Source organism: Paraglaciecola sp. MB-3u-78, assembly GCF_002835935.1.
In the GTDB taxonomy this organism is placed as follows: Bacteria; Pseudomonadota; Gammaproteobacteria; order Enterobacterales; family Alteromonadaceae; genus Paraglaciecola.
In genome coordinates this window covers 401,579-412,634 of sequence record NZ_PJCF01000006.1, presented here as the reverse complement: position 1 = coordinate 412,634, position 11,056 = coordinate 401,579, and the positions used below count along the sequence as shown (strand labels likewise).

Genomic DNA, 11,056 nt, shown 5'->3' with positions numbered 1-11,056 from the left:
CCTGATGGAACAGTTAGTAGTGCGACTAGGCGCCAATCCAGATGAACCGATTCATTGGATTGTGTGGTCTAGCCAACAAAACGAAATCATTGCCTCTGGTGAGTTACCTAATGCAGCACAATTAGCCACCTTAGCAGACAGGGCAGGCAGAAGACCGATTTGTGCATTAGTGCCTACCAGCGATATTTTGCTCAAATGGGTAGCGTTGCCTGCTAAAGCTGGGCGTAAAGCCTTAGCAGCTATTCCCTTTATATTGGAAGAGGAAATAAGTGGCGATATCTCCCAGCAATTTTTTGCATTTGGCCCCAAAAACGGTAATAAACAAGCTGTCGCGGTAGTAAACAAAGAAAAACTACAAAGCTGGCTGAATATAATTGAAGACGCAGGTTTAGCCTGCGACCAAGTTATACCTGATGTTTTGGCACTGCCATTAGCAGATAAAAACGCTTGGTCTATCTTGGAACTAGGACAACAATTGTTGGTTCGTAAAGATGATTGGGCCGGCTTACAAGGTGAGAGAGACTGGCTAATACAAGCCATTAATCATCATGCTCGACAATATGCCAAACAAACCGAACAAGCGCTTTTGGTTAATGATTACTCCGGTACAGATTTGGCTGATATGGCAGGCATGGAGAATTTAGAGGTGTCGGTGATGCCTCTTGAATTGCCTATGAAAGTGTTGGCCCAAGGGGTCAAGTTAACGGAATTTAACTTGTTGCAAGGCGAGTACAAAATTAGCACAAAAGTCGGTGGCCAATGGAAAAAATGGCGTTTAGCTGCAGTATTGGCTGTTATTGCACTATTCACTGCTTTAATTGACAAAAGCCTAGAGCAGAGTCGACTCAGTGAGCAACTGGACACTTTAAAGGCACAGGTTAGTAGTGAGTACCAACGTGCATTTCCTAATGCGGGTGCATATCGCGATCTCAGAACCACCATGACGCGCCAAATGAAGACCTTGGAACAAAGTGGTGGTGGAGCATCGATGTTAATTATGCTGAGTCAACTCAGGCCTGCATTTGAAGAGTCGCAAGTTAAACCTCAAACCATGCGCTTTGATAGTAGTCGGGGAGAGTTGCGTATTCAGGTAGTGGCCAGTAATTTTGATGCCTTAGACAAGTTTAAGCGCCAAGCAGAAGCTCAAGGCTTTACTGTTGAGCAAGGTTCTATTAATCAAAAAGACAATCAGGTAATCGGCTCTTTGTCGATTAGGAGTTAATATGGACAAGCTCAAAAGTACCTTCTTACAACTCAGTGATCGTGAACAACGCTTAGTGATTATTTCAGCGATCTTAGTATTAGTAGCCATATTTTATTGGGGGTTTTGGTCACCCCTAAATACCTCACTTGAGAGAGATCAAACAGCAGTTAAAAATCAAACAGAATTACTTGATTGGGTCCAAAAAAATGCAAACCGAGCGGTGCAACTGCGAAGTAGTGGCGTGAATAAGACTTCATTTTCAGGCTCACTACCTCAAGCGGTAAACCAATCAGCTAATTCCATGAAAATTGCTATTTCTCGGATGCAACCTCAGGGTGACGAATTACAAGTTTGGATAGATCAAGCTCCCTTTAATGATGTACTGAGTTGGTTGCAGTCACTTGAAAAAACGGGTGTCAGCATATTAGATATTGATATCGCAGAATCTGATTTACCTGGGCAAGTTAAAATTCGTCGTTTAAAACTAGGGAAATCATGAAGTCAGTTTTGAAATGGGGCAGTTTATGCCTTGTGGTTTATTTTATATTTTTAATTGTTAAATTACCTGCAGTCCATGTTTTATCGAAAATGCAGCTGCCCAATGGGATAAGTGTGAGTGGCATATCGGGCACCATTTGGAATGGTAATGTGCAAAGTGCCCAAGCAAAAGGGTTCCCCATTTCTGATGTCAACTGGAGCCTGTCTTTTTTCCCTTTGTTATTAGGGGAAATCAGCACCAATATTAAAGCGGGCGATATACGCGATGTCACTCAAATCTCGGTAAATGGACATGTTAGCTTCAAAGGGCAGCACCTCAAAGTTGAAAATTTATTAGCTTATATACCCACAAACTTAGCGATTAGCTTGTTGCCTTTACCCATACCAATTGAAGCTGACGGGCGCTTTAAAGTAGAGCTAAATGAGGTGAATTACGAAGCAGGTTGCCAAACATTTACCGGTAAAGGCCAATGGTTAAATGCCAACTTTACGGGGGTAAACGGTGTCATAGAATTAGGTGATTTCGATGCTGATCTAAGCTGCCAAGACGGCAACGTTGTGTTGCACGTCAAACAACCCAATAGGTTTGGCTTAACCGCAAAAGCCACTATTCCTGCTAATCTGAAATTTAAAATTAATGGACGTTTTAAACCCGAAGTCAGCTTACCAAAAGAAGTACACCAAGCGGCACAGTTTTTTGGTAAACCCGATGCTGATGGGTATTATCCGATTAAGTTTTAACAGGGTTAAGAGAGTTTTCAAGCATCAATATTTTTATGCTATCTGATAGGTTACTGAACATTTAATTAACTTGGCTTAATGGCAGTTCAGTTAATAAACGGATTCGCCTGAATATCATCCAGTAAATAACGATAATCCTGTATTGAAGGAAAGTCAGAAATATCTTTAGCAGGTTGTTTGCTATCTGGGTTACTAACAGCCAGCAAATGTTTAATACCAAATTCTTGCGCGGCTTTTAAGATCCCTAAACTGTCGTCCACAAAAAGTGTGTGTTGTGGATTAAAACCAAGTTTTGCCTGAAGCCTTTGCCATAAGACTTGGGATTCTTTGGTGACAGCAAATTCGTGGGTCGATATTAATTGGTCGATATGGTTGTCTAATTGAGTATGCTCCACCTTTAAGGATAAGCTGTCAGGATGGGCGTTAGTGACCAATATCACTTCTCGCCCTGAGGATTTTAAGGCATCGATAAAAGGTAAACTGTCTTCACGAATACTGATGAGATGTTCAATCTCGCGTTTAGCCTCAAGGATATCGATATTGAGCTTGTCTGCCCAAAAATCTAAGCAATACCAACTCAGAGTTCCCATTACCTGTTCATACTCAACGGCCATCATATCTTTGGCAGCTTGCAGTGAAATACCATGTTTTTCAGCTAATTTTTTAGGCAAATGTTCTAACCAAAAATGATTATCGAAGTGCAGGTCGAGCAAAGTGCCGTCCATATCGAGCAACACAGTATGAATATTTTTCCAAGCAAGCTTTGACAAGTGGCATGTCCTCTATTTAACAGGTATATTAAAACACTAGAAAATTCATCGATTTAAAGTTTATTTGACTTTTAAACAGACGAGATCAGCGGCTATATTAACGTGAAAAATTCATGAGCAACACCAACAATAAAAAATCCCTTCCACAAATTCACTCCCGTAAGGTAGTTGCTAAAAGTGGCTTGTTTAAAATCGAACAAATCGATTTAGAATTTTCAAATGGCGAAACCCGCATTTTTGAACGCATGGCTGGCAGTGGCAGAGGCGCTGTAATGGTGGTGCCTTTTATCAATGATGATGAATTTTTGTTAGTGAGGGAATATGCTGCAGGTACTCATACCTATGAATTAGGCTTTCCAAAAGGATTGATAGACCCTGGCGAGTCGGCAGAAGTGGCCGCTAATAGAGAATTAAAAGAAGAAATAGGCTTTGGGACAAAAATATTACACCCATTGCATAGCGTTAGTATGGCACCAGCATTTTTTGATGCCAAAATGACCATCTTTATTGCAGAAGATTTATATCCTGAAGTACTACCCGGTGATGAGCCTGAACCTCTAGAAGTTGTGAAATGGTCGATTCATAATATAGATGCATTATTAGACAAAGATGATTTTATAGAGGCCAGATGTATCGCTGCATTGTTACTTGCTGAAAAATGGAAGAGGGCGCGTTAATGCCAACAAAAAATGCACAACAGCTTTTTGAGATAGCCAAAAGGACGGCAGTCATAGCAGGTAAAGTAGTATTAGAAATTTACGATAGTGGTGATTTTACCAGTTTTCAAAAAGAGGACGACTCTCCTGTTACCACAGCGGACTACAAAGCCAACGAAGTCATTATGGAAATGTTAAAAAGGGAAACCCCAGATATTCCCATTATGTCTGAAGAGACTGAAATTGGCTCACTAGCATTACGTAAAACTTGGACTCGATATTGGCTTATCGACCCAATTGATGGCACTCAAGAGTTTATCGCCCGCAGTGGTGATTTTGCTGTTAACATTGCATTGATAGAAAACAATATACCTATTATGGGTGTAATTTACTGGCCCACAGGGGAAACCTTGTATTCTGCTTTGAAAGGCCATGGCGCATTTAAAGAATGCCCTGTAGAGACCAAACAAATTTTCGTTCGTAATTTAGACGCGCCAAACGAGGACCCGCTAATTATTGCTATTAGCCGCAGACAACCTCGGGAAAAAGTCATATCTAGCCTAAGTGAAAACCGTATTTATCAAACCTTACCTGCGGGCAGTTGTTCCCTCAAAGCCTGTTTTATTGCTGAGGGTAAAGCGGATGTGTTTTTACGATTTGGCGTAACGGGAGAATGGGATACAGGTGCATCTCAATGTATAGTGGTCGAAGCGGGAGGCAAAATATTGGCACATAATTTTGCCCCTTTAAGCTACAACTTGCGTACAAGTGTAATCAATCCTGATTTTTTTATTATGGGTGATCAAAATGTCGATTGGCCAAACATAGTCAAATGTGAATTTGGCAACGATAACCAGGCTGTATAGCAGCATTATTTCTAACTAATTGAGTTAACTATGAAATCTTTTTTATTAAGCACTATTTTTATCAGTATTTTTTTGTTCAGTGCTACAGCGAACGCCCATTGGATGTTAGTTGAGGACGAATCAAGTTTGAGTTTTGTATCAACTAAAAATCAACATATTAGTGAAATCCAACAGTTTAAATCAATAAAAGGTGAATTTAGTCCTGAGGGAGAATTCCAGCTTGAAATTGACCTAGCAAGTATCGACTCAGGCATCGAAATTCGCGATACCCGTATGCGTGAAAAACTTTTTTTGGTGGACAAATTTCCTACTGCTAATTTAACCGCGCAATTACCTGACAGTGTTTTGACTCTTGCAAAGGGCAATTCCATATCAGTGACACTTCCAGTCGAGTTAAACGTTATGGGTATCAGCAAAACGATTAGCACAACAGTGCAAGTAACCCGTAAAGCTGATAATGGCATCGTAGCCACCAGCACTCAACCAATCTTAATATCGGCTGCAGATTTTGGTTTAACTTCTGGAATTGAAATATTGCAAAAATTGGCGGGGTTAAGTGGCATTGGGCTCACAGTACCAGTCAACTTTAACTTAGTTTTTGTAGCTCACTAAACCGACCTAGAATCTATTGTTGCTGACTCTCTGACAATTCAAACTCCCCGAGCTGTTGCTTGGGGATGATATTCACTGTTTCGTGTAATTCAGAATAGACCAAAAGCACATCACCTAATTTTAACTGGGCCAGCACTTGCTGTACTTTTTCTTGAAGTGACACGTCAGCTTCGCCATATTCGGTGCCTTCACGTAATACAAAGCCTTCAATAATATTCAATAAAGTTTCTTCGGTTAAGTCTGCAATCGAGATAATCATTGTGGGATACCGCTAGATAAATGTTTGCCCTTGTCAGCAATAAAAGGCTGAAAAAAGTGATTGGCTCTTTGCTGCATCCAGATTTTGGGTCGCCATGGTGTACCTTGCATAAAACCTACATGCCCTCCATTTTCGCTCACTTCAAGGCATACACTTGATGATAAAAATTCGGCATTAGGCACAATACTATGGTGCATGAAGGGATCGTCTTTAGCATGGACGACTAGAGTAGGCGTGGCGATACCTTTAAGAAAATTTCGTGAACTGCATTTTTTATAATAATCGTCAGCATCCACAAAACCGTGTAATGGCGCAGTGATATGCTCATCAAAATCCCGGAAATGTTTAAATTGTTTGATTTGCGACTCGGTCACTTTTAGTAACTTGCCATAGTCCATATTACGCATCTTAATCAACAAATTGTTAACCATGCTTTTTAACAAATAGGCTTGGTAAACCTTGGAGAATCCTTGGTTAATACTACTAGCACACAGGGCTAAGTTAAACGGTGTAGAAACTGCCATTGCCGCTTTTACAATCTGTTGCTTGGGTTGTTCACTCAAGAGTTTGAGCAACATGTTAGCGCCAAGAGAGAAACCCATAGCCACTTTGCGTGTCTCAGGAAATTTCTGCTCAAGCCAATTCAAGAAGTACCATGCATCCTCAGTTTCGCCTGAGTGATACGCTCTAGGTGTTGCATTTTGTTCACCGCCACAACCACGAAAATGCATCAACACCACCGCATAGCCCTGTTTAACGAAGTTTGCCGCCATGTCGTTGGTATAATGAGAGCGAATAGAGCCCTCTAAACCATGGAACATAGCAATTAAACCGGATGCTTTGTGCACATCACCAGCCCAAATTAAATTAACAAAATCGCCATCAGGTAAGGTCAACTTTTCCTTACGGTAATCAAGCTTGGCGCGTTTTTGTATAAAACGCGGGAAGATAGTTTGTACGTGCCTATTTTTAGCCCACCAAGGTGGCCTAAAGTCACTTTCAACTATTTCACCATAACGAACATTTTGATTGGTTTGGGACTTGGAGTGCATCAACTACTAAAGCATGAATGATTATTCAGATAGATTACATCAATTGAGCGTAGCATCAAGAAAAAGACAAAAGCTCGTCACCACAGAAGAAGACAAGAGAAAATGGAGTAGTGTTTATTAACTAAATCTCACAGTATTGAAATTGCTGACATTTACACGTAGTAAAGCTTAGTGAATCTATGTCATCGGGCTGGTTTGAGCGCAGGCTGTGTGAAAACTATTGATCACCTTTTGAGCTAAGCAGCGTGTTTTTATGATCAAATAATCTTGATGTTATCGGCTGCCATTTAGCCTGTTTACTATATTTATTAGTAGGTTAACAAGAACAAGAATCGCTGATATGTCCCACCATATGACAGGCCAAGGTCGCAACCAAGTCACCCTGTTCCCAGAAGCATTAGATGATTTCGTTAATGTTGAAAATCCCGTTAGAGTGATTGACGTATTTGTAGATGAACTCAACTTAGCATCTCTGGGGTTCAACAAGGTAATGCCTAAAAACACAGGTCGCCTTGGATATCATCCTGCCACTATGTTGAAGCTCTACATTTATGGCTACCTGGATCGTGTGCAGTCTTCACGGCGGTTGGAGCGAGAAACTCAACGCAATGTTGAAACGATGTGGTTACTCGAACGCCTGACGCCTGACTTTAAAACCATTGCGGATTTTAGAAAAGACAACGGCAAGGGTATTAAGAACGCATGCATTCAATAGATCATTGTTCAAGTATGACAAGGATAAAGATATCTATATTTGCCCAGCAGGCGAGACGCTACCACATAGACGAAACGTGGTTGAGAGCAGAAGGTATATGTTAATCATATCGCATGCAGGGACTGTGAAATTTGCACTCAATGCACACAATCAAAAACAGAGCCGAGGAAAATGCGGCGTTGAATACATGAAGCCGATATTTACGCGATGAAAGCGCGATTAGATGCAGCGCCTGAAACCATCGTCATCAGAAAGCAAACTGTCGAGCACCCGTTTGGCACCATTAAAATGTGGATGGGAGCGTCTCACTTCTTAATGAAACGTAAGAAGAATGTCAGTACCGAAATGAGCCTTCACGTGCTGGCCTACAATCTCAAACGAATAATGTCGATAGTCGGCATACCCACACTACTAGCCGCCATGCAGGAATAATAGTTCGTTATCCCCAAATCCCTCTCTAAAAAGCAGTCATCAAGCCTATTTATCATCAATTTTGGAAACACGACTTAAAAAACCGATATTATTTTTTAGATTGCTCTCAACCTAAATAGCACGTTTAACTATTTTGAATCTGAGTCAAAAATGCACAAGACTAAATTCGTGTCACGGAATTGGGTTTTCACACAGCCTGAGCGATCAACGGACATTCAACCTTGGGCAGTTGATTGCACTTATTAGTTGAGTTTGAGATATAAAAGAGAGAAAACATGAGGCATCTTGTATTGACATTTTAAGAAAATGACGTTTTATTCTACCTATACAGGATACAAAGGTTGTGGTTAGTTTGATTAGCCTTTGTTGGCCCTTATGACCCTACTATCTCAATCGTGCTAAGGAAATCATACAGTGAACTATTTGAATTGATAATATAATAAACGGTAAATTGCTGGGTAATTTCATGCAGAGTATCAAACATTGTTTGTCGCTCAGTTGACCATCGCTTTTGCATTAGAAGGCCAAACTAATTCGGATAGAGTATACTTTTAATCGCACTACAATCACAGTTGAGCAAAGTTGTATGCACTAAAATAAAAGGAACTTAAATGAGCCAACGCGAGTTGATTAGCCAACTAATCGAACAAGGAAAACTGGCTACGCACAACGTTAAAAAAGCCTTGTTTGTCAGTCATATTTACCCTTCCCCAATAGCATGGCGTGATTTTATAGCGCGACTTTTGTTGTGGTCTGGTGCTTTGGCCATGGGGTTTTCGCTGATCTTTTTTGTCGCAGCGAATTGGCAGGAAATAGGCAGATTTGCCAAGTTTGCTTTATTCCAGGTCCTCATCGTATTGGCTATTGTTGCTTACCTGCTTATTGAAAAAAAACCTCTTTTGGCGCAGGTCACTCTGACGGTCGCTTTCTTAAGTTTAGGGGCGCTGATGGCCTTTTTTGGTCAGACGTATCAAACTGGCGCGGATCCCTGGCAATTGTTTTTTAATTGGGCTGTGCTTGGCTTGCCTTGGGTAATAATAAGCCGTTTTGCGCCTTTGTGGATAGTGTGGCTAGCGTTATTAAACCTCAGTATTTGGCTATATCACGATTCAATGGGCTCGCTGATCCCGGCATTGTTTGAACGCGACGAAAGTATGGCGTGGAGCTTATTTTTGTTAAATAGTGTGTGTTTATTTTTTTGGGAATTACGTCGGCCCCTACACACCTGGTTAAATCACTCCTGGGCACCGCATTCACTCGCGCTAGCCACTACGACAAGTGCCACCAGTTTGGCACTAATGTCTATTTTTGACTACCAAACTTCGTGGTTAGGTGCGAGTGTTTGGTTGGCATTTATGGCTTTGGCTTATCTTGTCTACCGTTTACGGCAGCCCGATCTGTTTATGCTGGCACTGGGCAGTCTGTCAGGGATTGTGGTGGTGGTGTCATGGGTGGCGAATATCATTGCCATATCTGGTGGTCCTGGTGCGTTTTTGCTGTTATTTGTCCTTACTATAGGCCTAACTACAGGCGCTGCCCTTTGGCTTAAAAAGCTCATGAAGGAGTTTCAATAATGTCAAACAACCAACAGTTCATCAAGCAATTAGCCGAACAACAGCTTGTGCCAGCTGATGTCAAACTGGATCACGAAATACATACACCCTGGTATATAAAAGTATTATTAGCTTTTGCTGGCTGGCTAGCTGCGTTATTTTTCTTTGGCTTTTTTGCCGCTGGTTTAATGGATTTAATGGACAGTGTTGTAACCAGAGCAGTAATAGGAACGGGATTATTATTTAGCGCATATTTTATATTGCGTGCACCAAAATCGCAATTTTTTGAACATCTCGGATTGGCTGTCAGCCTCAACGGTCAAGTCTTGTTAGCTTGGGCACTGTTTGAGCACTTTGGCCACACTGACTGGATGTTGTGGTTTACTTGCGCACTCTTGCAAATGGCTTTGGCTTGGCTTATGCCGAGTTTTTTACATCGGGTGTTTTCCAGCTTCTTTGCGGCGTACGCCTTGAGTGTGGTGATGGCACTGTGGTCGATAGCGGCTTTGTTTAGCAGCATTTTGATGTTTATTTGTACTTGGTTATGGCTACGTGAATTTAGCTTTAAACAACATTTTCAAAGACTTAAAGCCATTGCTTACGGCCTAACAATTGCGATGATTATGATCAAAAGTGCTAACACCCTGGATTGGCTGTGGATGGAGCAAGGACAGGCACCACAAACAAGCCACCTTATGCTCTCTGCTTGGTTAGATGAAGGGCTGAATTGTTTGATTTTGCTGTATTTAGCATGGCACTTGTTGCAACGTTACCAAGTCAACACACACTCAACACCTGCCATTATCACGCTAGTGGCAACCTTGTTTATTGGTTTGGCGTCGATGCAAGCTGCAGGCCTCGCCGTTGCTATGTTGATCATGGTGCTCGGTTTTGCTGCCAGTCATCGTGTGTTGCTGGGGCTGGGTGTCTTATCAGGTCTATTTTATATTGCAAAATACTATTATTCACTTGAGCTCAGCCTGACCCAAAAATCTCTTAGTCTGTTGATATTGGGCGTGATTCTATTGCTATTTAGTAAGTTGTTTGCCCTGTGGTGGCTAAAAGGAGGGCATAGCCATGAATAAAGTCATTGCAGTATTGGGTTTAATGCTGATCCTGGGGCTAATGAATTGGTCCATTGTGGTTAAAGAGCAACATTTGTCTAAGGGCCAAATTGTCAAACTGAAACTCGCGCCTGTAGATCCGCGCTCACTTATGCAAGGGGATTATATGGCCTTACGCTTTGAACTCGCTGACGCCATATATGAGGCATTATCTAAAATGGAGTCTAGTGAATTATGGGGCGCGGACGCCGAATCTACACATAGCTTTGTGGTAGTCAAACTCGATCAACAAAGTGTCGCTTCTTTTGTTGGCCTAGATACTGAGCAAGTATTACAACCTGACCAACTGAAACTGTATTATCGTGTTCGTGATGGCAAAATTAAGTTTGCCACCAACGCCTTCTTTTTTGCCGAGGGTGCGGCAGAATTATATAACGCGGCAGAATATGGTGAGTTTCGCGTGAATGCCGAGGGAGAAGTGTTGTTAAGTGCAATGCTGGATAAGGACTTGCACAAGCTGGGGCCAGATTGAAGTCCATCATTTTTGATGATTTTATTGCGCCCGTTTGTCATGCGCACATTGAGACACTATTTCAGGGGCGCTGTTTGGGTTAACTACTGTTAATTCCCATAG

12 protein-coding genes and 1 pseudogene are annotated in these 11,056 nt (G+C 41.6%); 10 read left to right on the top strand and 3 right to left on the bottom strand.

The window, feature by feature from the left end; translation table 11 throughout:
• The first annotated feature begins 4 nt into the window (after positions 1 to 4).
• From gspL to CXF95_RS16160, 3 genes are read left to right on the top strand one after another with little or no spacing between them, the layout of a single operon-like run.
• Entirely contained in the window at positions 5 to 1,222 is a 1,218-nt protein-coding gene (gene gspL / locus CXF95_RS16170; RefSeq protein WP_101199646.1) for a type II secretion system protein GspL, read from the top strand.
• 1 nt (position 1,223) lies between these two features.
• Positions 1,224 to 1,703 (top strand): type II secretion system protein GspM, encoded by a 480-nt coding sequence (gene gspM, locus CXF95_RS16165; protein ID WP_101199645.1) that lies wholly within the window; start codon positions 1,224 to 1,226, stop codon positions 1,701 to 1,703.
• Positions 1,700 to 2,443: a type II secretion system protein N gene (locus tag CXF95_RS16160; RefSeq protein ID WP_101199644.1), complete on the top strand. Its 744-nt coding sequence runs from the start codon at positions 1,700 to 1,702 to the stop codon at positions 2,441 to 2,443. Before gspM ends, CXF95_RS16160 begins: the two co-directional genes overlap by 4 nt.
• An 86-nt stretch (positions 2,444 to 2,529) precedes the next feature.
• Here the strand turns inward: CXF95_RS16160 and yrfG are convergent, their stop codons facing one another.
• The gene (gene yrfG, locus CXF95_RS16155; RefSeq protein WP_101199643.1) at positions 2,530 to 3,213 is read right to left on the bottom strand and encodes a GMP/IMP nucleotidase; all 684 of its coding nucleotides are present in this window, start codon (positions 3,211 to 3,213) and stop codon (positions 2,530 to 2,532) included.
• A 113-nt stretch (positions 3,214 to 3,326) separates the two neighbouring features.
• Between yrfG and nudE the strand changes: the two genes are divergently transcribed.
• From nudE to CXF95_RS16140, 3 genes are read left to right on the top strand one after another with little or no spacing between them, the layout of a single operon-like run.
• A complete protein-coding gene (gene nudE / locus CXF95_RS16150) occupies positions 3,327 to 3,890 on the top strand; it encodes an ADP compounds hydrolase NudE (RefSeq protein ID WP_101199642.1) in 564 nt (187 codons plus the stop codon).
• Entirely contained in the window at positions 3,890 to 4,735 is an 846-nt protein-coding gene (gene cysQ / locus CXF95_RS16145; RefSeq protein ID WP_101199641.1) for a 3'(2'),5'-bisphosphate nucleotidase CysQ, read from the top strand. Before nudE ends, cysQ begins: the two co-directional genes overlap by 1 nt.
• Before the next feature lie 30 nt (positions 4,736 to 4,765).
• Positions 4,766 to 5,347 carry a YceI family protein gene (locus CXF95_RS16140; protein ID WP_101199640.1) on the top strand — a complete coding sequence of 194 codons (582 nt, stop codon included), beginning with the start codon at positions 4,766 to 4,768 and terminating at the stop codon, positions 5,345 to 5,347.
• A 13-nt stretch (positions 5,348 to 5,360) separates the two neighbouring features.
• Here CXF95_RS16140 and CXF95_RS16135 read toward each other — a convergent pair whose 3' ends face one another.
• Complete coding sequence (locus CXF95_RS16135; protein WP_101199639.1) at positions 5,361 to 5,606, bottom strand: YheU family protein; 246 nt, start codon at positions 5,604 to 5,606, stop codon at positions 5,361 to 5,363.
• Positions 5,603 to 6,658 (bottom strand): hydrolase, encoded by a 1,056-nt coding sequence (locus CXF95_RS16130; RefSeq protein WP_101199638.1) that lies wholly within the window; start codon positions 6,656 to 6,658, stop codon positions 5,603 to 5,605. Before CXF95_RS16130 ends, CXF95_RS16135 begins: the two co-directional genes overlap by 4 nt.
• 340 nt (positions 6,659 to 6,998) lie before the next feature.
• Here CXF95_RS16130 and CXF95_RS31505 point away from each other — a divergent pair.
• From CXF95_RS31505 to CXF95_RS16110, 4 genes and pseudogenes are all read left to right on the top strand, one after another.
• A pseudogene (locus CXF95_RS31505) lies at positions 6,999 to 7,805 on the top strand (transposase).
• Between the two features lie 611 nt (positions 7,806 to 8,416).
• On the top strand, positions 8,417 to 9,379 hold the full coding sequence (locus CXF95_RS16120; protein ID WP_101199637.1) for a DUF2157 domain-containing protein: 963 nt from the start codon (positions 8,417 to 8,419) through the stop codon (positions 9,377 to 9,379).
• On the top strand, positions 9,379 to 10,443 hold the full coding sequence (locus tag CXF95_RS16115) for a DUF4401 domain-containing protein (RefSeq protein ID WP_101199636.1): 1,065 nt from the start codon (positions 9,379 to 9,381) through the stop codon (positions 10,441 to 10,443). The genes CXF95_RS16120 and CXF95_RS16115 overlap by 1 nt, the downstream gene beginning before the upstream one ends.
• A complete protein-coding gene (locus CXF95_RS16110; protein WP_101199635.1) occupies positions 10,436 to 10,954 on the top strand; it encodes a GDYXXLXY domain-containing protein in 519 nt (172 codons plus the stop codon). Before CXF95_RS16115 ends, CXF95_RS16110 begins: the two co-directional genes overlap by 8 nt.
• The last annotated feature ends 102 nt before the right edge of the window (positions 10,955 to 11,056 follow it).